The following is a 22,617-nucleotide window of genomic DNA, read 5'->3' as shown; positions in this document are numbered from 1 at the left end:
GGTCCTCTTCCACGAGGGGCCGTCCGGGAGACGGTCATGGACGAGCGATCCGGCAAGTCGGGCGAGCCCCGGGAGGCCATTCCGAAGGGCCGCGGCGCCTTCGCCCTGGACGGCGCCAGCCAGCGGGCCCGGGCCGCGGTCAAGGCCGCCTGGTGGACCGCCGCCGGCGGCGTCACCCGCGCCCTGGCCCAGCCGACCCGCGGCGAGGCCAAGGCCCGGTTCGAGCCGCAGGGCCCGCCCGTCTCGGCCGACCGGCTGCGCAAGGCCTATCTGACCGCCTTCGACAAGGACGCCGCCGACGTCGCCGCCGGCCTCTATCCGCCGACAGGCGACGGACCGCGCAACCCCGCCGACGCCTTCCGCCAGGCCCTGGACGTCATCGCCGACGCCCGCGCCGTCGACCAGCGCCGCCGCCGGGGCGACGGGGTGGAGGTGCGCGACGAGGCGGGAACCGAGGGCTATCCCAACTACTATCGGCAGAACTTCCACTACCAGTCCGGCGGCTGGTTCACCGACGCCAGCGCCCGCCGCTACGAGGCCCAGGTCGAGGCGCTGTTCTCCGGCGCGGCCGGGGCCATGCGCCGCCGGGCCCTGTCGCTGCTGGCCCGCCGCTGGCGCGGTCAGGACCAGCGCGGCCTCAAGGTGGTCGACCTGGCCTGCGGCTCGGGCGCCTTCCTGGCCGACCTGGACGCGGCCTTTCCCCGCGCCGCCATCGCCGGCCTGGACCTGTCGCGAGCCTATCTGGCCGCGGCCCGCAGCCGCTCGGGGCGGGGCGGGGTGCAGGCCAACGCCGAGCACCTGCCGTTCGCCGACGCCAGCCTGGACGCGGTGACCTGCGTCTACCTGTTCCACGAACTGCCGCCGCGGGTGCGTCCCGTGGTGGCCGCCGAGATCGCCCGGGTGCTCAAGCCCGGCGGCGTGCTGGCCTTCGCCGATTCGGTGCAGCCGGTCGACGAGCCCGACCTGTCGCGGCTGCTGGAGGCCTTCCCGGCCTATTTCCACGAGCCCTATTATTCGACCTACGCCCAGACCGACCTGCCGGTCCTGTTCGGCGCGGCGGGCCTGAGCGTGGCCGGGCGGGACCAGGCCTTCCTGACCAAGGCGCTGCTGCTCGAAAAACCCCGATAGCAAACCCTGCAGCCAACCCGTTCATGGCCATTGCCTAGCGCGGCGGGCTCCTGTATTCGAACCGACCTCTTCGCCGACGCACCTTGCGTTGACCCGGATGGCCCGGTGGCGGAGTGGTGACGCAGCGGATTGCAAATCCGTGCACCCCGGTTCGATTCCGGGCCGGGCCTCCACCTTCCTCCTTTTTGCGATCTCAGGTCTTCAGCAAGGCCTTCAGCTGGGCCAGGCCCCGTTCCGGTGGGCCGCCATAGCCGATCGGCTCGACGAACCGGCCCTGGGCGTCGAACAGGTAGATCGCCGAGGAATGGTCCAGCGTGTAGCCGCCGCCGTCCGTCGCCACCTTCTGGTAGTAGACGCGATAGGCCTTGGCGGTCTTGGCGATGTTCTCCGGCGTGCCGGTGAAGCCCTGGATGCGCCGGTCGAAGTTGGACAGGTAGAGCTTCAGCTGCTCGGGCGTGTCGCGTTCCGGATCGACCGAGACGAAGACCACGTTCAGCTTGTCAGCGTCGGGCCCCAGGGCCTTCAGCCAGGCGGTCATCTCGGCCATGGTGGTCGGACAGACCTCGGGGCAGTAGGTGAAGCCGAAGAAGATCGCCGTGGGCTTGCCCAGCAGCGTCTTCTCGGTGACCGGCCGGCCGTTCATGTCGACCAGCTGGAACGGACCGCCGATCTGGACCGTCGAGCCTTGGCTGGCCGTCTCGGCGGGCTTGTCGCAGGCGGCGAGGGGCGCGCAGACCAGGGCCAGGGCGAGGGCGGCGGCTTTCCACGACGTCATCAGTGGCCTCCCATCGGCATGCTCATGGCTGGCATCTGCACGGCCTTCACCGGCGCGGTCACGGTGACGGGCGGGGCTGACTTGAAGCGCAGGGTCAGGACCACCTTGGCGCCGGGCGTCAGGGCGATCTTCGGCCCGATCAGCATCAGGTGCTCGGCGCCGGGCTTGAGGGCCACGGGCTTGCCGGCCGGCAGGGCGACGCCGTCGGCCAGCTTGCGCATCCGCATCACCCCGCCGTCCATCGACATGGTGTGGATCTCGGCGCGAGCCGCCGCCGGAGTGTCGACCGCGACCAGGCGGTCGTCGGCGCCGGCGGTCAAGGTGACGTAGCAGCCGCCGGCCAGGGCGCCCTTGGGCGCGGCGCGGCACCAGGCGTCCGTGACCTGGATGGCCGGCGGCCTGGCGGCGGCGAAGGACGGCATCGCCACTGCAGCGAGGGCGAGGGCGGCGAGGAAGGGCTTCATGATCAGGGTCCTTTGAGGGGAGGCTGGGGTCAGAACGACACCGTGACGCCGCCGAACACCGAGCGGCCGTCGCCCGGCCAGATAGCGGCCGTGGCGGGGGTCCAGGTCGTGGCGGCCTGGACGTTGGAGACATAGGCCTTGTCGGCCAGGTTCCGCGCATCGACGAACAGCGAGACCTTGTCGTTCAGCGTCCAGCCGGCGTTGAGGTTGAGGATCGCGTAGGACGGGGCGGCCTTGGTGTTCCTGTAGTCGATCCACTGGTCGGAGGCCGAGCATTCCACCGACGGAGCCACGAACCACCCCCGGGCGGCGTCGTAGCGCAGTTCGGCGCGGTAGAAGCTCTTGGGCACGATCGGCAGGCGGTTGTCGCCGTACTGGGCGTCGCCGTCGAAGCGGAAGTCCGACAGGGTCCAGGTCTGGCGCAGCCGCCAGCGCGGGGCCAGCCTCCAGTCCAGCGCCGCCTCGATCCCCTGGTGGATGGTCCTGTCGGCGTTGAAGGTCGCGGCCGGGTGCTGGCTGTCGACCGCGAACTGCAGCAGCTCGTGCTGGAGGTGGGCGCGGTACAGCGTCACGTCGTAGGTGAACGACCCGCGATGGCCGCGCGCGCCGAGTTCGCCGGTCCAGGCTTCCTGGGCCTGCACCGGCGCGAAACCGACATTGCTCGGCGACAGGGCGCCGAAGTTCGGCGGCTCGACCGAGCGGGTGACGTTGGCGAAGACCTGCGAGCCGTCGTCGTCCTGCCAGAGCACGCCGACCCGCGGCGAGACCCAGGCGTAGTCCTTGCCGGCGGTCAGGTTGAAGGTCGTGGCCACGCCGGGGACGGCGAAACTGCGGTAGTCGCGCTTGGCGGTCCCCCAGGTCAGGCCGCCGACCAGGGCCAGATGCGGCCTGGCGAACACCCGGCCCTCGGCGAAGACGTCGGCCGCCTTGGCGTTCTGCAGCGACAGCGACTGCAGGGCGCCGCGAGCTCCCCTGAGATTGGTGTAGAAGGCTGAATCCAGGTCGCCCTGGCGATACCAGGCGCCCAGATAGGCGTCGGCCTTCAGGCCGCCCAGCTCGCCCTCCCAGTCCAGCCGGCCGAAGGCGCCGTAGTTGCGGCTCTGCTGGTCGATGACCTGGAAGATCGGATGGTCCAGGTCCTTCCACACCGCATAGACCGCGCCCTCGAACACGGTGTGGTCGTCCAGCCGCCAGGCGGTGCGCAGCGAGCCGCGCAGGCCGCGCTGGTTGCGGCCCTGGTCGTTGGCGGCGCTGGCGGCGGCCGTCTGGCGCGGATTGGCGGCGAACTGGGCCAGGGTCAGCGAGCCGGGGATCTCCTGGTTGACGTTGGAGCCGTTGACCACCAAGCGCACTTCGCGGTCCTCGCCGAAGCCGCGGCCGATGTTCAGCGACCCGAACTGAATGTTCTGCTGGCTCTGCGAGCGCCAGCCCTGGCCGGTCTGGTTGGTGGCGGCGGCGTAGACGTCCCAGTCGCCCGACTGGCGGGCCTGGGCCACATGCTCGCGCAGCAGGCCGTAGGAGCCGCCGTCGAGGCGTACCTGCTGCTCGAAGCCGGCGTCGCGGCCGGTCGGCGTGACCATGTTGATGGCTCCCCCCAGCAGGGCGCCGCCGAAGCGCAGGGCGTTGCCGCCGCGATAGACCTCGGTGAAGCGGGTGTTGAGCGGGTCGGCCACCTGGCTGTCGCCATAGCCGTCGGCCTCGTTCAGCGGCACGCCGTCCTGGGCCAGCAGCAGGCCGCGATTGTGGCTGGCGTTGCCGATGCCCGAGCCGCGGATCGACAGGCGGACGTCGCCGCCCCACTTGCGCTGGGCGTAGACGCCGGGGGCGTCGCGCAGCATGTCGTCCAGCGCCAGGGCCTGGCGGCTGGCGTAGGACTCCTGGGAGATCACCGAGACGCCGCCGGGGGTTTCGGACAGCCGCCGGCGGGCGTCGGCGACCACGGGCGGGTCCTCCGGGTCGGGGCGGGCGGTGACGATGACGGAGCTGACCTGGCGGGCGGCCGGATCGTCGTCGGGCGCGGCGAGGGCGATGGCGGGCAGGGCGAGAAGAGCGGCCGTGGAGGCCAGCAGAAGAGACTTCATCGGATCTGGGTCCTTCGGCGCGCGACAGGACGCGGCCGGAGCAGGCTGAACGGTGTGCGAGGACGCAACATGCGAAGGCGGCCCCCGGACATCGTCCGGGCGGCGCGGGCGCGAGCAGGCCGGCCGCGAACGGCCGGACGCTAGATCAGCAGGCTGGGCGGACCTCGGGCCGGCAAGGGCGGGGCGGCTAGGCCGCGGCCCGGGACCGGATCGACGGCGCGCGTCAAGGCCATGGGCCGATAGGCGACGAACTCGACCTTGGCCACCGCCAGCGTGCTGGGCGGCGGCGCGGTGGCGCCATGGCTGGCGAACGGGCAGGGGGCGTCATGGCCCGGCTTGTCGGCGGGCGCCTTGTCGTGAGGGTCCAGGGCGTCGCCCGGCTGGACCACCAGCGGACCTTGGCCGGTGCAGAGCACCAGCGCGAACGGCAGGCCGTTCTGCGGCTCGGCCTGGGTCATGAAGCCCGCCGGGACCATGACCTTCAGGGCGAGCGCCAGGATCGCGAGCGCCAGGAAGACGCCGCGTGTCCAGGTCCAGCCAAGGCTTGGCGAGCGAGTCACGTCCGGGCTTTACGCCAAGCAGGCGGACAAGGCTACTAAGGGGTGACCCTGACCCTCACCATGCCATGCGAGGGCACGGGCGCGGCGAACCGGCCCTCCATCCGGCTCGGCTAGTTGAGCCGAGGCTTCTTCAGCAGGGCGTTGCGGTCGACCGAGCGGATCTCGACCTCGAAGACGTCCTGCTCGCGCTGGATCCGCAGCGAGACCGTGACGCCGGCCGGACCCTGGTCCCACAGGGCGGTATAGAATTCCGCCAGGTCGGAGACCTTGTCGCCCGCCACGGCCAGGATCAGGTCGCCGGCCCGAAGTTCGGCGCGGGCGGCCGGGCTTCCGGGCGACACGCCGACCAGCACGACGTGCGATTCGGTCTCCTGGGCGAAGACGCCCAGCCAGGGGCGTGGCGGATGGGCCGGCTTGCCGCGCGCCAGGTCGTCCAGGATCGGCGGCAGCAGGTCGGCGGGCACGAACAGGTTCAATGGCTTGGCGCGGCCGTCGCGCGACTGTCCCGCCAGGCTCAGAGAGCCGACGCCGACCAGTTCGCCCTCGGGGCCGATCAGGGCCGCGCCGCTCCAATGCGGATGGGCGGGCTCGGTGATGATCGCCTCGTCCAGCAGATATTCCCAGTAGCCGGCGAAGGGCATGCGCGTCAGAACCTGGCCGGCCGCCGCGTGGGCGCGTCCGCCGGCGCCGGCGATGACCACCGGGCTGCCGGACTCCAGCGCCTTGGAAGCGCCCAAGCGCAGGGCCGGCAAGCCGAGGGGCTCAAGCGCCTGCACCAGGCCCAGCCCCGTCTGGCTGTCGAAGCCCAGCACGTGCGCCTCCACGCGCCGGCCGTCGTTCAGGGTCAGCACGACCTGGCTGGCCTCGGTGATCAGGTAGCCCATGGTCAGCACCAGGCCGTTCTCGCTGATCACCACGCCGTTCCCCAGCCGCTCGGTTCCCAGGATCCGGGCCGTGAAGGCGTCGGCCGGGACCTGGGCCTCCAGGGCGACCACCGAGGACAGCGCCCGGTCGAGGTCGAAGGGATAGGCGTTGGCGGTCGGACGCAGTCGCGCCTCAACCTCGTGCCCTTGGAACGGTGAAGACAAGTCGATCTCCTCTAGGAGACTCAAATCTGGGGCTCGGCGGCGCGGGAACAAGAGGGCGCGACTTTCGGGACTTCGCCTAGGCCGCCAGGGCGGCCGGCTCGCTCGGGTGTTCCTGATGGTTGCGACGCCAGCGGCTGGGCGTCTGGCCGACCAAACTTCCGAAGGTCCGGCAGAAATGGGCCTGGTCGGAGAAACCGCAGGCCAGCGCGATGTGGGCCAGGGTGTCCCGCGTGGTCAGCATCAGGTGCTTGGCCCGGGCGATCCGCCGCTCGATGATGTAGCTCTTGGCCGACTGGCCGAAGCTTTGCTTGAAAGCGTGCGAGAAATAGCTGGGGCTCAGGCGAACCGCGGCGGCCACATCGCGGACCTGCAGGTTGCGGTCGCGGTTCTGGTCGATGAAGGTCCTGGCCGTGCGCGCCTGCCAGGGCGCCAGCTTGCCGGTCTGCGGGGGGGCGGGTCAGGCGACGGACCTCGGCCTGCAGCAGTGCGCTGGCGCGATGCACCAGTTCCCGCGCGGTGTCGGGGTCGCGATCGAAGGCGCGCGAGGCGTCGGTGACCAGGCGCGCCAGGATCAGCGTCTGGTCGCGGGGCAGGCTGGCCGTGGGGTTCGCGTCCGGGGAAGTCATGTCCAGCTCGCCGCCTTTCTGCCGAAACCCGCCGCGACTGCTGTCGCCAGGTTCAGTTTCGATTTTGCTAGCATTGGCCGCGCCGCGCCGCAACGGCGTGTGGTAGAGATCAGTTGAGGCCAAGCTTCAAAAGCTTAAGGCTGCTCAACCTGTCGTCAATTTTCGCGAAAACCTGGGTTTCACTTCTATAGAAGATCGAGGTTATTCGAGTCGGAGTGCGATGTTTTCGACAATCCATGACAGTTTTGAACAAAGGTCCGGGTCGAGCGCCGCCGCTCCGCGAATCCGCGGGGCGGCGGCTTGGTCGTCGATCAGGCGTCGCCGTCGGCGATGTCGGCCAGGAGGCCGTTGATCGGCTCCTCGTTGAAGCTGGTGACGTTGTGGCCCGTGTCGATCACGCCGACCTTGGCGACATGCGGGGCTTCGACTTCGGTTTCGACCTCTTCGTCCGGCTTGGTGGTCATGGGAGCCTCCCGATGCGAGGGCCCGGGCGCCCTTCGCCCGACGTGCCTCTGGGCGAGCTTGGCACGAACGCGGGCGGCTGTCAGCGAAGGCTGTCGCGGTAGGCGGAAAGGTGGGCGGGGCGCCTCGAAATCGCTCGGTCCTCTGCCAGTCGGCGGGCATTGCGTTCTTGAATTGTTCTCTTGGCGGGTCCATGATCCATCCATGGTCGCTCCCGTCAATCTTCCCGGTCATCCGCCGTCCAGCGCGCGGGGACGCGGGGCCAAGTCCAATCACACCGGCCGCTTCGAGTCCCAGGCCAGCGAAGCCTTCGACGACGGCTGGGGCGAGGAGGAGGAGCCGGCCCAGATCGCCACCGTCCTGCAGCCGATGAAGTCGCGGACCATCATCGCCCGCAACGACAGCCCCGACGTCGGCTTCGAAAGCTCGATCAATCCCTATCGCGGCTGCAGCCACGGCTGCATCTACTGCTACGCCCGGCCGGCCCACACCTATCTGGGACACTCGGCCGGCCTGGATTTCGAGACCAAGATCTATTTCAAGCCCGAGGCCGGCAAGCTGCTGGAGCGCGAGCTGTCCAGGCCGAAATACGTCCCCAAGGTCATCCATATCGGCGGCGACACCGATCCGTACCAGCCGGACGAGAAGCAGCTGCGGGTGACGCGGGCGGTGCTGGAGACCCTGGCGCGGTTTCGCCACCCGTTCTCGATCATCACCAAGTCGAACCTGATCACCCGCGACCTCGACATCCTGGGACCGATGGGCCAGGCGGGGTTGGCCCGGGCGGCGGTGTCGATCACCAGCCTGGACCACCGGCTGTCGCGCAGCATGGAGCCGCGCGCCGCCACGCCCAGGCGCCGGCTCGACGCGGTGCGCCAACTGACGGCGGCGGGGGTGCCGACCACGGTGATGTTCGCGCCGTCCATTCCGTCGCTGAACGACCATGAGATGGAGGCGGTGCTGGAGGCGGCCGCGGCCGCCGGGGCCAGCACGGCCGGCTATGTCGCCGTGCGCCTGCCGCTGGAGATCAAGGACCTGTTCGAGGAATGGCTGGCGGCCGAGCATCCCGACCGCGCCCGGCGGGTGATGTCCCTGGTTCGCCAGATGCGCGGCGGGGCGGCCTACAGCACCGAATGGGGCAAGCGGATGACCGGCGAGGGCCCGGTGGCCGAGGTGATGAGCCAACGCTTCCATCTGGCGCGCACGCGGTTCGGCCTGGACCGCAAGCTGCCGCCGCTGGACCTCTCGCAGTTCGCCGTGCCGGCCAGGGCCGGGGATCAGTTGTCGCTGTTTTGAGGTCGCACCCTAGGCCTTGGACAGGTAGGCCTTTAGCGCCGGTGCGCCGCCCTCGTCCTTCGACAGGCTCAGGATGAGGGCTACCTGTAGGGCGGTTCAGTGGAATTCCTCATCCTGAGCCTGTCGAAGGACGAGGAATTCGGCCCAAAACCGTCAACTGTCCATAGACCCTAGGCCTTGGACAAACGCAGCCCATCGAGTCCGATCTTGATCCGGACGTCCGAATAGTCGGCCAGGGTCGGATGCTCCGTCTCGAACGGGTGACGGTGCGCGGCGGTGACGACGATCACCTGGGCGCCGGCCGCTTCGCCGGCCAGGACGCCGGCGGGCGCATCCTCGAACACCAGGCAGGCGTCGGCCGCCACGCCCAGGCGCTGGGCCGCCAGCACGTAACCGTCGGGCGCGGGCTTGCCGCGCGAGACGTCCTCGGCCGTGACCAGCACTGTCGGGATCGGGAGCCCGGCGGCGGTCAGGCGGCTCAAGGCCAGGTCGCGCTGGGCGGATGTGACGACGGCCCAGCGATCAGCGGGCAGATCGCGTAGGAAAGCTGCCGCGCCGGGGATCGGGTGGACGTCGTCGATGTCGGCGATCTCGCCCGCCAGGACCGCCGCGACCTCATGGGCGATGTCGACGCCGGCCAGGTTCTGGCGGCGAATGGTCTCCTCCGCGCGCACGCCGTGGATCGTGGGCAGGAAGGTCTCGACATCCAGACCATGGCGCCGCGCCCAGGCGGTCCAGACGCGTTCGGTCGCGGCGATGGAGTTGGTCACCGTGCCGTCCATGTCGAACAGGAAGGCGGCGAAAGCGCTTGTCGGGATCATGCGGCGGCTATGCCATGTTTCGACGGGGCAAGTCTCGGCTTGACCTGGGTAGCGGGTGATCGGAAGCAGGACCCATGATCACCGTCGTCCTGCCGACCCGCGACAGCGCCGCGCGCCTGGTCCATGTCCTGCCCCTGCTGGTGCCCGCCGCCGTCGACGGCCTGGTCAAGGCGGTGGTGTTCGCCGACGCCGGCTCGACCGACGCCACCCTGGCCATCGCCGAGGACAGCGGCGCGCGCGTGGTTCAGGCGACGGGGGACGCAGGCGCGCGGCTGGCGGCCGGCTGCGCGGCGGCCAGGAGCGCCTGGATCCTGGCGCTGGGCGAGGACCTGGTTCTGCCGGAAGCCTGGCGCACGCCGGCCGAAGCGCACCTGGCGGGCGGCGGCGGCAAGCCGGCCTGGATCGCGGCTCCAGGGCCGTTCGGCCTGGCGGGGCGGCCGCTGGCGGTGCTGGCGTCCCGCGATGCCCTCGCGGCGGCCGGCGGCTTCAAGCCTGGCGTTGATCCGCTGAAGGCGCTGCTGGGGCGGCTGAAGCCGAAGGCCGTGCGGCTGCGGGTTTAAGGGTACGCCACTCTTCAGGATACGCCCGCCATTCCGAGCCCCGCGCCACGGCTGTCCGGTTGGGAGGACTCCTCAAACGGCAGCGGGGGTAGCCGGTGAACCGCTGGCACTTCACGTGCGAGCTGAACCAGGGGTTCGGGCACGATCAAGGGTAAGGGTAACTTTCGACCCTGAGCGGACGTTAAGATGGTCCGCTTGAACGCGGGTAGGTCGGCGATCGAGCACGGCTCCAATGCCAGCTAACCTGAGAGGTATCTTCGGTGCAGGTTGACCATGGGTTTGTGTTGGCGGCGGAGCTCAGCGAGTTGGCCTTCTAGATGGGCGTTCAGAAGGACTTCTCGTAGCCAGCGGCCATCGTCGTTCGTTTCGACTGCGAACACATGCAACGGCTGCTCGATGCCCTCAGGAAGATTGGCTCGGTACGTATCAGCCATCTCGGCCAGTAATGCTGACGCTGTCCTCTCAACTTCCGTCCAGAGTTTCCGCCCCTCACCAAGGACCATCGACAAGCCTTCTACGTACTCCCGAATGGTGACGACCCAAGAGACGCGGCCTTTTTCATCAGCACGTTCGGCCTTAAGCCGATCAATGAGAGCTGCATCAACCTTGTTATCCCGCGCCAACAGGTCAGTGGCGAAGGTGAAGGTGACGGAGTATTCCGCCCGGGCGGTCGGGCTGAGTTTGCTGAAATTGCCATCTGGCGTGTTCAACCCCACCCACCGGCTACCCGTGGTCCAAGACGTGATTGGCAATGCATTGTGAAGAACAGCATTGCGGAGGCATTCTGTGGCCCAAAACCCTACGAGACGTTCCCGTTGTTCTTGGAATGCACCTTTCAACACTTCGATCTCACTGGATTTACGACCGAACTGCGCCTTCGCTCGACGGAGAGCGTGATCTGAGAACATTTCTCCGGCGGCAAGTAGGTTCACCAGATGGCGATCAATCTCTCGGCGTCGATTGTTCAAGTCTGCTATTGAGGCACCACTCTCCACCATGTTTTTGATATTCGCGCTGGCGACGGCCTTTTCGAATGTGACGTAGTTGGCGATCAATACGGCGAAGGCTTCCTCTATCGCGAGGCAGGCCATTAGCCGGTCCACCGCGCTGAGCGCTGCTTCAAATGCTTCCGCTGTGGTAGGCTGCGTGTGCCGCCAAGCCCAAAGGTTTGTTGTCAGCACATAGTTCAAGCCCAATCCAGCCTCCCCGTCAGCAGTGCGTCAGCCGGTGCCTGAATTAGATACGTGCGGATATGCTTAACCTTTCCCAAGGTGCCCTAACCACCCATAGCTGACGTCCAGCAAGTCCGCTGGAAGCCATCGCCAGGGCCCTTCAGACCGGCCAGGCCGCTTACTGATCCAGCCTGAAATCGATCACCCGCGCGCCGCTAGCCACGGCGTCCAGGGTCTTGGTCTCGGCGCCCATCAGCTTGCGATAGGTCCAGTACGAGGCCATGACCTTCTCGACATAGTTGCGGGTTTCCTGGGCCGGCAGGCTTTCGATCAGCAGCAGCGGGTCGCAGTCGGCGCCGCCCAGCTGTTCCTGGGTCTTGATCAGCGTGCCCGGCCCGCCGTTATAGGCCGCCACGGCGCGAAACAGGTCAGGGCTCTGCAGGCCTCGGTCCATCAGCCAGGTGAAGTAGTCCTGGCCGACCCGCAGGTTGAAGCTGGGATCCAGCAGCGGGCTGGTGTCGGCCAGCAGCTTGTCGTCGCCGGCCGCGCGGGCGGCTGCGATCGGCATCAGTTGCATCAGGCCCACCGCGCCGGCGCCCGACATGGCGTAGGGGTCGAAGCGGCTTTCCTGGCGCACCAGGGCGTAGACCATGGCCTTGTCGATCGTGAAGCCGCCCTTCGGCGTCAGCGGGGGCAGGGGATAGTCCTCGCCGCCGATCCGCTTGACCGGCCGGCCGGCGTTCAGCGGGGCCTTCTCGTTGAGGGCCAGGGCGAGATCGGTCCAGTCGCCCCGGGCCTTGGGATCGTCGTTGGCCAGGGACAGGCCGGCGCGCAGCTCCTGGCCGGCTTCGCTCCAGCGGCCGATCTGGGCCAGGGCGGCGGCGCGGCGGGCGCGCGGGTCGGCGGCCAGCAGTCGGGCCAGCGAGGCGGTGTCCGGCCCTTCGTAGGAGACCTTGGTCAGCAGGGCGGCGATCGGGTCGTCCTGGGCCAGGGCCTGGCCGGCCAGGGCCAGCTGGCGGGCGGCGATCATGCCGTAGAAGGTGTTGGGCGCGCGGGCGGCCTGGCCGAGCAGGTCCTCGACGTCGCGCGACTGGCCGCCCGAGGCCGCCGAACGCGCGGCCCAGAAGGCGGCGGCCGAACGCAGCCATTCGTCCTGGCCCTCGTCGTCGGCGACGCGCTCGAAATAGGTCCGGGCCTGGGCGTATGACTGCAGGCGGAAGGCGGCGAGGCCGGCGATCCAGGGCTCGCCGGCGGCCTGGGCCAGGGTCAGGGCTTTCTTCACCTCGCCGGAATAATAGGCCTCGCGGGCGGCGCGGGCCCGGTCGGTCGGGGCCGAGATCTTGGCCCCGCCGGCGAACAGGATCGGGGCCTTCGGGGCGGGCGCGCGGGCCGGCTTGCGCTTGAGCGCCAGGGCGTAGATCCGCTCGGCGCCGGCCTGGTCGCCATAGGACGCCAGCCAGTCGGTCAGCTCGTCATAGCTGGCCGCGTGGGCGGTCGGGTGCATGATCCTGGCGAAGTCCAGCGCGCCGCGCAGGCTCTTGTCGCGGGCGTTGGCCTGGGCGGCCTCGGCGGCGTCGAAGTCCCCATGGTCGGCGGCGGCGAAGGCGGCGCGATAGAAGCGGGCGTCGGCTTCCGACAGAGGTTCGAGCGTCGAAGCGCGGGCGCTCAGGGGGACGCTGAAAGCGACCGCGAGGCAAAGCACGAAGGCCGAGAACACGGCCAGAGGGCGAGCTAAAAGCTGCAATGCGTTTGCGCGCCCTTGCCTCGACGAGGCTCCCCGACGCGTCCCGTGTCCAACTGGTCGCCCGAATCTCTAATTGGGACGCTCCGGACGATCAAGCCTCTCGCTGAGCATAAGCATGTCGGTCCAGGCCTTCTTCTTGGCCGCCGGCTGGCGCAGCAGGAACGCCGGATGCAAGGTGGGCAAGGCCGGAAGCTCGGTTTGGCCGTCGCTGGAGGTCCATTCGAACCATCGTCCGCGCAGCGACAATATGCCTTCCTCGCGCTTCAGCAGGCTCTTGGCCGAGGCGCCGCCGACCAGCAGCAGCATCTTCGGCTGCACCAGCTGAATCGCCCGTTCCAGGAACGGCGCGCAGACCGCCTGCTCCTGCGGGGTGGGGGTGCGGTTGCCGGGCGGGCGCCAGAAGACGGTATTGGTCACAAAGGCGCGGTCGAGCACACCGGCGGCCTTCAGCATCCGATCGAGCAGTTGACCGGCCCGGCCGACGAACGGCGCGCCCTGCAGGTCCTCGTCGGCGCCGGGAGCCTCGCCGATGATCATCAGCGGGGCGTCGGCCGGGCCGCGCGAGACCACGGCCTGGCGCGCGCCCTGGGTCTTCAGTGGACAGCCTTCGAAGGCGGCGATGGCGGCGGCCAGGGCCGGCAGGTCGGCGCAGGCGGCGGCCAAAGCCCTGGCCTCGGCGACGGCGGCGCCCAGGTCGGGGCCGCGCCCGAACACCGGCGCGGCCAGGGGAGCGGCGGCGGCCGGGGCGGGGGGCTCCTTGCGGGCCCGCAACAGGGCCGCGCCCTCGGCCAGCCGGTCGATCGGATCGTCCGCGTACGAGGCCTCGACGCCCGCATCGGCCCAGAAGGCGAGCAGGCTTTCCACGGCGCGCGGATCGACGGCGATGTCCATGCGCTTCTCTTAGTACGAAGTTTCGCGGGTCGCCACGTCGGGCCTGCGCTGCATCGCAGCAAAAACATCTGTTTATTCTTGACCACCGGTGCGTCAGCTCACGATAAGCTTCGACTCAAACAGCGAGAACGCGGGCAACGTGCGCCCGGGGCGGGAGATGCCATGAGCGAAGAGCTCGAACGCGAGTCGATGGAATACGACGTCGTCATCGTCGGCGGCGGACCGGCCGGCCTGTCGGCCGCCATCCGGCTCAAGCAACTGGCGGCCAAGGCCGGGACCGAGGTCTCGGTGGCCGTGCTGGAAAAGGGCTCGGAGGTCGGCGCCCACATCCTGTCGGGCGCGGTGATCGATCCCAAGGGCCTGGCCGAGCTGTTCCCCGACTGGAAGGAACGCGGCGCGCCGCTGGAGACCCCGGTCACCAAGGACGTTTTCCGCCTGCTGGGCCCCTCGGGCGACCTCAGTCTGCCGATGTTCGCCATGCCGCCGTTCATGCACAATCACGGCTGCTACGTCGCGTCCCTGGGCAATGTGAGCCGCTGGCTGGCGACCCAGGCCGAGGCGCTGGGCGTGGAGATCTATCCGGGCTTCGCGGCCTCGGACCTGGTCTGGAACGAGGACGGCTCGGTCAAGGGCGTGGTGGTCGGCGTCGTCGGCGTGGCCAAGGACGGCCACCACAAGCCCGACTACAATCCCGGCATGGAGCTGCACGGCAAGTATGTGTTCATCGCCGAGGGCGTGCGCGGCTCGCTGGCCAAGCAGCTGATCGCCAAGTTCGACCTTTCCGCCGGCAAGTCGCCGCAGAAATTCGGCCTCGGCATCAAGGAGCTGTGGCAAGTCCCGCCGGAAAGGCACCAGCCGGGCCTGGTCGAGCACACCACCGGTTGGCCGCTGGACAACCAAACCGGCGGCGGCAGCTTCATGTACCACTTCGGCGACAACTACGTGTCGATCGGCTACGTGGTCCACCTGAACTACAAGAACCCCTGGCTGTCGCCGTTCGACGAGTTCCAGCGCTTCAAGCACCATCCGGCGGTCAAGCCGCACCTGGAAGGCGGCAAGCGCATCGCCTATGGCGCGCGGGCCATCACCGAGGGCGGCTACCAGTCGGTGCCCAAGCTGACCTTCCCCGGCGGCGTGCTGATCGGCTGCTCGGCCGGCTTCGTCAACGTGCCGCGCATCAAGGGCAGCCATAACGCCGTCAAGACCGGCATGTTGGCCGCCGACGCCGCCTTCGAGGCCCTTTCCGCGGGCCGCGCCGGCGATGAGCTCACCGCCTATCAGCACCTCTACGAGACGTCCTGGGTGGCCAAGGAGCTGAAGGTCGTCCGCAACGCCAAGCCGCTGCTGGGCAAGTTCGGCACCGCCCTGGGCGGGGCGCTGGGCATGTTCGACATGTGGGTGACCCACCTGTTCGGCGGCTTCTCGTTCTTCGGGACGATCGCCCACGGCAAGACCGACGCGGCCTCGACCGGCCTGGCCAAGGACTACAAGCCCCTGGTCTATCCCAAGCCGGACGGCGTGATCAGCTTCGACAAGCTGAGCTCGGTGTTCATCTCGGCCACCAACCACGAGGAAGACCAGCCCGCCCACCTGAAGCTGAAGGACCCGTCGGTCCCGATCGCGGTGAACCTGCCCCAGTACGGCGAACCGGCCCGGCTGTACTGCCCGGCCGGCGTCTACGAGGTGCTCTATAACGAGCAGGGAACCGATCCGCGCTTCCAGATCAACGCCCAGAACTGCGTCCACTGCAAGACCTGCGACATCAAGGACCCGTCGCAGAACATCGTCTGGACCACGCCCGAAGGCGGCGGCGGGCCGAACTACCCGAACATGTAGCGGGCTCTCAAAGCCTCTTGAAAGCCGCGGGGCGCGGTCCGAACTCACGGACCGCGCCTTTTTGTTGCGGCGCGCCCGGAAACCGATGAGGGTGCGGACATGACGCGTATCCAGCTGCTTCTCGCCCTTGTTTCGGCCTCGGCCCTGACCGCCTGCGCCGCCATCGCTCCCGGTCCGGACCTACGCGGCGACGTCGCGACGGACCCCGGCTGGGGCTCCAGCCGCTCGGCCTATGGCCAGTTCCTGGCCGGGCAGGCGGCGCTGCAGGGCGGCTCGAACGCTCAGGCGGCGACCTATTTCGACGAGGCGCGCCAGCTGGACGTGGATCCGGGCGTGCTGGCCGACCGGGCCTTCACCGCCGCCTTGCTGGCCGGCGACGTGCCGCGCGCGGCCGCCATCGCGCCGCGCGGGACCGACGCCAACGAACAGGTGCGCCGCCTGGGAGTCCTGACCCGGGTGGTCGACCTGATGGCCAGCGGCAAGGGCCGCGACGCCCAGACCCTGCTCAAGACCGAGACCCTGGGCTTTCCCCACCGCCCCGCCGCCGTGCTGCTGGCCCCCTGGCTGGCGGCCGCCGCGGGCGACAACAACGGGGCGGTGGTCCGTCCGGAGCTGCAGGGCGACCGGTTCGTGCAGTATTTCGGCCAGCTGAGCCAGGCGCGGCTCTTTGAGCGCGCCAAGCGCTACGACGAGGCCGAGACCGACTACAAGGCGCTGATGGCCATCGAGAACGCCCGGGCCCTGTTCGTCGAGGACTATGGTGCGTTCCTGGAGCGCCGCAAGCGGCAGGCCGACGCGGTGGCGCTGTACGACGAAGCCCTGGCCCGCGACCCGGACGATCAGGGTCTGCAGAAGGCCCGGGCCCGGGCGGCGGCGCGCGGCCCGGCGCCGGCCATGCCCACCGAAAAGCAGGGCGCGGCCCACATGCTGGTCGCCTGCGCCGCCAGCTTCGCCAGCGAGCGCCAGAGCCAGTTCGGCCTGGCCTATCTGCGCCTGGCCCTGCGACTGGACCCCAAGCGCGACGACGCCTGGCTGCTGGTCGGCGACCTGCTGGCCCAGGACGACGACCAGCCCGGCGCGCGCGACGCCTACGCCAAGGTGGCGACGACCTCGACCCGCTACGTGGCGGCCCAGTCCAAGCTGGCCTGGAGCTACCAGACCGCCGGCGAAAAGGACAAGGCCGTGGCCCTGGCCCAGCAGGCGGCCGTCTCCGCCCCCAAGGACCGCGACGCCCAGATCACCTATGCCGATTTGCTGCGGGCCAACGAGCGCTGGGCCGACTCGGCGGCCGCCCTGGATCCGCTGATCGCCAGCCAGGGCGACAAGCCCGACTGGCGCCTGCTCTACATGCGCGGCATCGCCTTGGAGCGGGCCGGCCGCTGGAGCGACGCCGAGCGCGACTTGCTGACGGCGGTCAAGCTCAGCCCGGACGAGCCCGACCTGCTGAACTATCTGGGCTATTCGTGGATCGACCGCGGGGTGCGCCTGCCCGAGGCCATCGCCATGGTCCAGAAGGCTGTCGACGCGCGGCCGCAGTCGGGAGCCATGCTCGACTCGCTGGGCTGGGGCTACTACCGCCAGGGCGACTACAAGACCGCCGTGGCCAAGCTGGAGCAGGCCGTCGAGCTGGAGCCGGGCGATCCGGACGTCAACGGCCACCTGGGCGACGCCTACTGGCGCATCGGCCGGCGCGTCGAGGCCCGCTACCAGTGGCAGCGGGTGCTCAGCCTCGCGCCCGACGCCAAGCAGAAGGCCGAGGCCGAGGCCAAGCTGAAGGACGGCCTGGGCCCGAACGGTCCCGCGGCCTCGACCTCGGTGGCCAAGGCGGGCTAGGGCTCTGCGGTCCATTCTCCCTGCAAGGGTAAGCCATGCGCCTCGACGCCTTCGCCCCGGCCAAGGTCAACCTGTTCCTGCACGTCGGCCCGCCCGACGCGGAGGGCTACCACCCGATCACCAGCCTGATGCTGTTCGCCGATGTCGGTGACCGGGTGCGGTTGCAGGCGGCGGACGCGCCGAGCTTCGAGGCGATAGGGCGGTTCGGCGGCGAGGTTCCGCTGGACGACGGCAACCTGGTGGTGCGGGCCGCCAACGCCCTGCATGCCCGGCTGGGCGGACCGGTTCCGCCGTTCGGCCTGGTCCTCGACAAGGCCCTGCCGATCGCCGCGGGCCTGGGCGGGGGCTCCAGCGACGCCGGTGCGGCCCTGAGGCTGCTGCGCGAGGCCCTGGCCCCCGACCTGTCCGACGCCGACCTGGAAGCCGTCGCCGGGAGCCTCGGCGCGGACGGCGCGGCGTGCCTGTGGGGGGCTCCGGTGATGGCGCAGGGCAGGGGAGAGCGCCTGTCGCCCGCCCCAGTCCTGCCTGAGCTGCACGCCGTGCTGGTCAATCCGCTGGTCCCTTCGCCGACCGGAGCGGTCTACCGCGCCTATGACGCGGCCGTGGCGCCCGAGGGCGAAGCCGCGCCGCCGCTGCTGGACGGGCTGGCCAGCGTCGAGGAGGTCTGCGCCTGGCTGGCCGGCTTCACGCGCAACGACCTGCAGGCGCCCGCCGTGGCCCTGGAGCCGCGCATCGGCCAGGTCCTGGACCTGCTGGCCGGCGAGCCCGAGACCCTGCTGGCCCGGATGTCCGGTTCCGGCGCCACCTGCTTCGCCCTGTGCGGCGGCGACATCGAGGCCGAGGGCCTGGCCGAACGGATCGAGCAGATGCGGCCCGACTGGTGGGTCAAGCGCTGCAGGCTGGGCGGGCCGTTCTAGACCGTAACCGGGGACATGCTCTCACGGCGGCGCGCCGGCCGTTTTGCGGGGCGTCCGCTGTGAGTGCGTGTCCCCAACCGATCCGCTGAGTTCGGTTTGAGGCCTCATTTCGGATGAAGATCGGGCGTCGTGGATGACGTTGGGGACACGCACTCACCCCAACCTTCGTGGCTCGATTGGTCGAGGCCTCGCCGTGAGAGCATGTCCCCGGCCGTCGCCTGGGCGATGACGGCGTTCCATAGAGAAAAAGCCCGGAAGCCGAAGCTTCCGGGCCCTTCCTTTGGACCGAACCTGACCTCAGCCTTAGCTGTGGTAGGCGCGTTCGCCGTGCTCGGAGATGTCCAGGCCTTCTTCTTCGGAGTCCGGCGAAGCGCGGAGACCGATGACCAGCTTGATCACGAAGAACACGATGGCCGAGGCGATGGCCGACCAGATGATGGTCACGCCGACGGCCTTGACCTGGGCCATCACCTGGGTGGCCAGGCTGTAGACGGCCGTGTCGCAGGTCGAGATGTCGCCGTCCTTGGCGCAGCTGGCGTAGTCGACGACGCCGGCGCCGCCCCAGGCGGGGTTGACCAGCAGGCCGGTGCCGATGGCGCCGACGATGCCGCCGATGCCGTGGATGCCGAAGGCGTCCAGGCTGTCATCATACTTCAGCGCGTTCTTCACGACCGAGCAGAAGAAGATGCAGATCGGCGAGACGACCAGACCGAGGATCAGGGCGCCCATCGGGCCGGCGAAACCGGCGGCCGGGGTGACGGCGACCAGGCCGGCCACGATGCCCGAAGCCAGGCCCAGGGCCGACGGCTTCTTCTTGGTGACCCACTCGACCACGATCCAGGACAGGCCTGCGGCGGCGGTGGCGACGAAGGTGTTGATCATCGCCAGCGAGGCGTAGCCGTTGGCTTCCAGGTTGGAGCCGGCGTTGAAGCCGAACCAGCCCACCCACAGCAGGCCCGCGCCGACCAGGGTCAGGGTCAGGGAGTGCGGCGGCATCGGTTCCTTGCCGTAGCCCTGGCGCTTGCCCAGGATGATGGCGCCGACCAGGGCCGCGATGCCGGCGTTGATGTGGACCACGGTGCCGCCGGCGAAGTCGAGGGCGCCGAAGCTCCAGCTCAGGCCGGCCTTGATCGGGTCGGTCGGGTGCAGGGCGATGGCGTCGGGGCCGGGCCACCACCAGACCATGTGGGCGATCGGGTAGTAGGAGAGCAGAGGCCACAGGATGGCGAACACCACCATGGCCGAGAACTTGAAGCGTTCCACCAGCGACCCGACGACCAGGGCGGCGGTGATCGCGGCGAAGGTCGACTGGAAGACGATGAAGGTCAGTTCGGGGATGACGACGCCGGTCGAGAAGGTGGCGACGTTGCTGGCGGGGGTCACGCCGTTGAGGAACAGCCGGCTGAAGCCGCCGACGAAGGTGTCCAGTCCGCCGCCGTCGGTGAAGGCGAGGCTGTAGCCCCACAGCACCCAGGCGACGATGCCGATGATGCCGACCGTGGAGACCTGCATCATGGTCGACAGCATGTTCTTCGAACGGACCAGGCCGCCGTAGAACAGGGCCAGGCCCGGGATGATCATCAGCAGGACCAGCAGGGACGAGACGAGCATCCAGGCGTTGTCGCCCTTGTCCATCTTGTCGACGATGGTCGGCGCGGCGGCCGGAGCCGCGGCGGGCGTGGCCGCCGGAGCTGGCGCGGCGGCGGCGGGCGCGGCCGCGGCGGCTGGCGCGGCCGTGTCCTGGGCGAAGGCGACGGCGCCCAGCGGGGCCCCCGCCAAGGTCGCGGCGAGCATCAGCCCGGCCAGCGGCTTAAAGTGCAGTCTCATCGTTGGTATCCCCTTTTCCCCGACGAATTACAAAGCGGCCGGGCCGGTTTCGCCGGTCCGGATGCGAACGGCTTCCTCGACATTGAGGACGAAGATCTTGCCGTCGCCGATCTTGCCCGTGGCCGCCGCGGCCTTGACCGCCTCGACCGCCTTGGCCGCCGACGCGTCGTCGACGACGGCTTCCAGCTTCACCTTCGGCACGAAGTTCACTTGGTATTCGGCGCCGCGATAGATCTCGGTCTGGCCCTTCTGACGGCCGTAACCCTTGACCTCGGACACCGTCAGGCCTTCGACGCCCGCAGCGACGAGCGCCTCGCGGACCTCGTCGAGCTTGAAGGGTTTGACGATCGCTATGATCAGTTTCATCCGCCTTGCTCCGACCCGCCGACTGAGCGGGCTCCCCTTAGAATTGGTTTTAGAGCGCGTTGCTCACTCGCACCGCGACACAGGCCCTTGAGTCCGCATCGTTTCCCCGGCGCCTTCACGCTATCGGTCGCGCTTCCGACATGGCTGTCGCCTGGTAGGGAATTGGAAACGAAAGGGACGTGGCGCCTAAAGTTTGTGCATCGAGGGTCTTGATTGCCTGGAAAGTGGGCGTTTTGCCTCTCGAAAGGGCGGGGTGGTCCAGCTTGTCGCCAAGCGTATACAATAGCCGGCCTTCCCGCGCTCCGGAGCCTCCGCCGCCCATGCCTTCCGTCTGGTTGAAGATCGCGCCCTGGTGCCTGCTGATCGCCTCGAACGTCTTCATGACCTTCGCCTGGTACGGCCACCTGAAGAACCGCGCGACGACGATGCTGGTCGCCATCTTCACCAGCTGGCTGATCGCCTTGCCGGAATACCTGCTGGCCGTGCCCGCCAACCGCCTGGGCCATAACGTCTACACCACCGCCCAGCTGAAGACCGGCCAGGAGGCGATCACCCTGGTCGTCTTCACGCTGTTCTCGGTCTTCTATCTGGGCGAGGCGATCAGCTGGAAGACGCTGGTCGGATTCGGCTTCATCTTCGCGGGCGTGGCGATCGTGATGTTCTTCAAATAGAGCGTTCACGACCCCGTGATCCGCGCAACGGAGTCGCAACGGAGTCTGGGGCCGAAACGCTGATGTGGTTGGATTTCCTTCGAAAAGGATCAGCCCGATGTTTGTGCGTATCGCTACCGCAGCCGCCGCCCTGGCGCTGATGTCCGGCGCGGCCATGGCCCAATCCACGGCTCCATCGACAACGCCCCAGGCCACGCCCGAGACCGGCGCCCCGGTGAACCCGGATCCGACCGCCGCCGCGCCGGCCGACCAGACCCTGCCCGCCGACCCCAGCGCCGCCACCACGACGCCGACCGACCCCACCACCTCGATGGCGGCGCCGACCGGCACGGCCACCGACACCGCCGGCCGCGTCTCGTCGATGCCGGCCGAGCAGCAGGCGGGCCTCAAGGCCGGCGACCCCAACGTGACCTCCAACCCGCCGATCGCCGACACGCCGGAAAACCGCAAGCTCTACGGCGCGCCGCTGTCGCACGCCGGCAAGCGCAGCGCCGCCAACGGTAACTAAGCCGTTCCAGCGGTCCAACATTGCTTGAAGCGCCAGTCGGCGGGCCCTATGGTCCGCCGACTTTTTTCTGGCCCTGTTCGGACCCTGATGTCTTCCAAACCCAAGTCCTTCCAAGACCTGATCCTGACGCTCCACGACTATTGGAGCGCCCAGGGCTGCGTGATCCTGCAGCCGCACGACGTCGAGGTCGGCGCGGGGACCCTGCACCCGGCCACGGTGCTGCGCGCCCTGGGTCCCAAGCCCTGGAACGCGGCCTACGTCCAGCCCTCGCGCCGCCCGGGCGACGGCCGCTATGGCGAAAACCCCAACCGCCTGCAGCACTACTACCAGTACCAGGTGATCCTGAAGCCGAACCCGCCGAACATGCAGGACCTGTATCTCGGGTCGCTGGAGGCCATCGGCCTGGACCTGCGCACCCACGACATCCGCTTCGTCGAGGACGACTGGGAGAACCCCACGGTCGGGGCCTGGGGCCTGGGCTGGGAAGTCTGGTGCGACGGCATGGAAGTCAGCCAGTACACCTACTTCCAGCAGGTGGGGGGCCTCGACGTCTCGCCGGTGGCCGGCGAGCTGACCTACGGCCTGGAGCGCCTGGCCATGTACGTGTTCGGCGTCGACAACGTCTACGACCTGCCGTTCAACGATCCCGATGCGCCGCTGGGCCACCTGACCTATGGCGACGTGTTCCTGGAGAACGAGCGCCAGCAGTCCGAAGCCAATTTCCACGGCTATGACGTGGCCGTGCTCAAGCGCCAGTTCGAGGACATGGAGCAGCAGGTGCCGCTGATGCTGGCCCGCTCCTACCAGGGCAAGGCCCTGGTGCTGCCCGCCTACGACATGGTCCTCAAGGCCAGCCACCTGTTCAACCTGATGAACGCCCGCGGCGCGATCGCCGTGGCCGAGCGCGCCAGCTACATCGGCCGCATCCGCGACCTTTGCAAGCTGTGCGCCAGCGCCTGGGTCGAACAGCAGGAAGCCGCGTAAGTAAAGT

The 22,617-nt window shown here is 69.2% G+C and carries 23 protein-coding genes and 1 tRNA gene; 11 read left to right on the top strand and 13 right to left on the bottom strand.

Annotated features, from left to right (window positions below):
* Positions 1 to 36: 36 nt before the first annotated feature.
* Positions 37 to 1,128, top strand: coding sequence for a class I SAM-dependent methyltransferase (locus ACSQ2G_RS00785; protein WP_436027466.1), 1,092 nt, complete (start codon positions 37 to 39; stop codon positions 1,126 to 1,128).
* A gap of 99 nt (positions 1,129 to 1,227) precedes the next feature.
* Positions 1,228 to 1,301, top strand: a tRNA-Cys gene (locus ACSQ2G_RS00780).
* Positions 1,302 to 1,321: 20 nt separating this feature from the next.
* On the opposite strand, the gene ACSQ2G_RS00775 is transcribed toward ACSQ2G_RS00780, so the two are convergent.
* The 6 genes from ACSQ2G_RS00775 to ACSQ2G_RS00750 all read right to left on the bottom strand — a co-directional run bounded on the left by ACSQ2G_RS00775 (position 1,322) and on the right by ACSQ2G_RS00750 (position 6,454).
* Positions 1,322 to 1,903: an SCO family protein gene (locus ACSQ2G_RS00775; protein ID WP_436027464.1), complete on the bottom strand. Its 582-nt coding sequence runs from the start codon at positions 1,901 to 1,903 to the stop codon at positions 1,322 to 1,324.
* Positions 1,903 to 2,367 (bottom strand): copper chaperone PCu(A)C, encoded by a 465-nt coding sequence (locus tag ACSQ2G_RS00770; RefSeq protein ID WP_436027462.1) that lies wholly within the window; start codon positions 2,365 to 2,367, stop codon positions 1,903 to 1,905. The genes ACSQ2G_RS00775 and ACSQ2G_RS00770 overlap by 1 nt, the downstream gene beginning before the upstream one ends.
* Positions 2,368 to 2,396: 29 nt before the next feature.
* Positions 2,397 to 4,448, bottom strand: coding sequence for a TonB-dependent receptor family protein (locus ACSQ2G_RS00765; protein WP_436027460.1), 2,052 nt, complete (start codon positions 4,446 to 4,448; stop codon positions 2,397 to 2,399).
* 140 nt (positions 4,449 to 4,588) lie between these two features.
* Positions 4,589 to 5,008 carry a DUF2946 family protein gene (locus tag ACSQ2G_RS00760; RefSeq protein ID WP_436027458.1) on the bottom strand — a complete coding sequence of 140 codons (420 nt, stop codon included), beginning with the start codon at positions 5,006 to 5,008 and terminating at the stop codon, positions 4,589 to 4,591.
* Between the two features lie 110 nt (positions 5,009 to 5,118).
* Entirely contained in the window at positions 5,119 to 6,096 is a 978-nt protein-coding gene (locus tag ACSQ2G_RS00755; RefSeq protein ID WP_436027456.1) for a S1C family serine protease, read from the bottom strand.
* A 76-nt stretch (positions 6,097 to 6,172) separates the two neighbouring features.
* Entirely contained in the window at positions 6,173 to 6,454 is a 282-nt protein-coding gene (locus ACSQ2G_RS00750; protein WP_436027454.1) for a helix-turn-helix transcriptional regulator, read from the bottom strand.
* A gap of 37 nt (positions 6,455 to 6,491) precedes the next feature.
* On the opposite strand from ACSQ2G_RS00750, the gene ACSQ2G_RS00745 reads away from it, so the two are divergent.
* Positions 6,492 to 6,839, top strand: a complete 348-nt coding sequence (locus ACSQ2G_RS00745; protein ID WP_436027452.1) for a hypothetical protein — start codon at positions 6,492 to 6,494, stop codon at positions 6,837 to 6,839.
* A 194-nt stretch (positions 6,840 to 7,033) separates the two neighbouring features.
* Here ACSQ2G_RS00745 and ACSQ2G_RS00740 read toward each other — a convergent pair whose 3' ends face one another.
* Complete coding sequence (locus ACSQ2G_RS00740; RefSeq protein ID WP_436027450.1) at positions 7,034 to 7,186, bottom strand: hypothetical protein; 153 nt, start codon at positions 7,184 to 7,186, stop codon at positions 7,034 to 7,036.
* 202 nt (positions 7,187 to 7,388) lie between these two features.
* Here ACSQ2G_RS00740 and ACSQ2G_RS00735 point away from each other — a divergent pair, with 202 nt between their 5' ends.
* A complete protein-coding gene (locus tag ACSQ2G_RS00735) occupies positions 7,389 to 8,480 on the top strand; it encodes a PA0069 family radical SAM protein (RefSeq protein WP_436027449.1) in 1,092 nt (363 codons plus the stop codon).
* A gap of 170 nt (positions 8,481 to 8,650) precedes the next feature.
* On the opposite strand, the gene ACSQ2G_RS00730 is transcribed toward ACSQ2G_RS00735, so the two are convergent.
* Positions 8,651 to 9,301, bottom strand: coding sequence for an HAD-IA family hydrolase (locus tag ACSQ2G_RS00730; RefSeq protein ID WP_436027447.1), 651 nt, complete (start codon positions 9,299 to 9,301; stop codon positions 8,651 to 8,653).
* Between the two features lie 74 nt (positions 9,302 to 9,375).
* On the opposite strand from ACSQ2G_RS00730, the gene ACSQ2G_RS00725 reads away from it, so the two are divergent.
* Entirely contained in the window at positions 9,376 to 9,861 is a 486-nt protein-coding gene (locus ACSQ2G_RS00725) for a glycosyltransferase (RefSeq protein WP_436027445.1), read from the top strand.
* A gap of 239 nt (positions 9,862 to 10,100) precedes the next feature.
* On the opposite strand, the gene ACSQ2G_RS00720 is transcribed toward ACSQ2G_RS00725, so the two are convergent.
* The 3 genes from ACSQ2G_RS00720 to ACSQ2G_RS00710 form a co-directional block, all read right to left on the bottom strand.
* On the bottom strand, positions 10,101 to 11,051 hold the full coding sequence (locus ACSQ2G_RS00720; RefSeq protein WP_436027444.1) for a hypothetical protein: 951 nt from the start codon (positions 11,049 to 11,051) through the stop codon (positions 10,101 to 10,103).
* Between the two features lie 160 nt (positions 11,052 to 11,211).
* Positions 11,212 to 12,777, bottom strand: a complete 1,566-nt coding sequence (locus ACSQ2G_RS00715) for a lytic transglycosylase domain-containing protein (protein WP_436027443.1) — start codon at positions 12,775 to 12,777, stop codon at positions 11,212 to 11,214.
* Between the two features lie 69 nt (positions 12,778 to 12,846).
* Positions 12,847 to 13,668 carry a uracil-DNA glycosylase gene (locus tag ACSQ2G_RS00710; protein ID WP_436027441.1) on the bottom strand — a complete coding sequence of 274 codons (822 nt, stop codon included), beginning with the start codon at positions 13,666 to 13,668 and terminating at the stop codon, positions 12,847 to 12,849.
* Between the two features lie 162 nt (positions 13,669 to 13,830).
* Here ACSQ2G_RS00710 and ACSQ2G_RS00705 point away from each other — a divergent pair, with 162 nt between their 5' ends.
* The 3 genes from ACSQ2G_RS00705 (at position 13,831) to ACSQ2G_RS00695 (ending at position 18,254) form a co-directional block, all read left to right on the top strand.
* Positions 13,831 to 15,504 carry an electron transfer flavoprotein-ubiquinone oxidoreductase gene (locus ACSQ2G_RS00705; protein ID WP_436027439.1) on the top strand — a complete coding sequence of 558 codons (1,674 nt, stop codon included), beginning with the start codon at positions 13,831 to 13,833 and terminating at the stop codon, positions 15,502 to 15,504.
* A gap of 99 nt (positions 15,505 to 15,603) precedes the next feature.
* Entirely contained in the window at positions 15,604 to 17,337 is a 1,734-nt protein-coding gene (locus tag ACSQ2G_RS00700; RefSeq protein WP_436027437.1) for a tetratricopeptide repeat protein, read from the top strand.
* 35 nt (positions 17,338 to 17,372) lie between these two features.
* The gene (locus ACSQ2G_RS00695) at positions 17,373 to 18,254 is read left to right on the top strand and encodes a 4-(cytidine 5'-diphospho)-2-C-methyl-D-erythritol kinase (RefSeq protein ID WP_436027435.1); all 882 of its coding nucleotides are present in this window, start codon (positions 17,373 to 17,375) and stop codon (positions 18,252 to 18,254) included.
* Positions 18,255 to 18,557: 303 nt separating this feature from the next.
* Here the strand turns inward: ACSQ2G_RS00695 and ACSQ2G_RS00690 are convergent, their stop codons facing one another.
* Positions 18,558 to 20,081 (bottom strand): ammonium transporter, encoded by a 1,524-nt coding sequence (locus ACSQ2G_RS00690; RefSeq protein WP_436027433.1) that lies wholly within the window; start codon positions 20,079 to 20,081, stop codon positions 18,558 to 18,560.
* A 27-nt stretch (positions 20,082 to 20,108) separates the two neighbouring features.
* On the bottom strand, positions 20,109 to 20,447 hold the full coding sequence (locus tag ACSQ2G_RS00685) for a P-II family nitrogen regulator (RefSeq protein ID WP_007665036.1): 339 nt from the start codon (positions 20,445 to 20,447) through the stop codon (positions 20,109 to 20,111).
* 320 nt (positions 20,448 to 20,767) lie between these two features.
* Here ACSQ2G_RS00685 and ACSQ2G_RS00680 point away from each other — a divergent pair, with 320 nt between their 5' ends.
* From ACSQ2G_RS00680 to ACSQ2G_RS00670, 3 genes are all read left to right on the top strand, one after another.
* Positions 20,768 to 21,118, top strand: coding sequence for a DMT family protein (locus ACSQ2G_RS00680; protein ID WP_310081464.1), 351 nt, complete (start codon positions 20,768 to 20,770; stop codon positions 21,116 to 21,118).
* Positions 21,119 to 21,215: 97 nt separating this feature from the next.
* Positions 21,216 to 21,626 (top strand): hypothetical protein, encoded by a 411-nt coding sequence (locus tag ACSQ2G_RS00675; RefSeq protein WP_436027431.1) that lies wholly within the window; start codon positions 21,216 to 21,218, stop codon positions 21,624 to 21,626.
* A gap of 84 nt (positions 21,627 to 21,710) precedes the next feature.
* Positions 21,711 to 22,610 (top strand): glycine--tRNA ligase subunit alpha, encoded by a 900-nt coding sequence (locus ACSQ2G_RS00670; RefSeq protein WP_310081769.1) that lies wholly within the window; start codon positions 21,711 to 21,713, stop codon positions 22,608 to 22,610.
* Positions 22,611 to 22,617 lie beyond the last annotated feature (7 nt).

Origin of the sequence: Caulobacter sp. LjRoot300, assembly GCF_964253875.1 — a bacterium.
GTDB lineage: Bacteria > Pseudomonadota > Alphaproteobacteria > Caulobacterales > Caulobacteraceae > Caulobacter.
The sequence above is the reverse complement of the archived record's forward strand: the minus strand, read 5'-3'. Positions and strand labels throughout refer to the sequence as shown.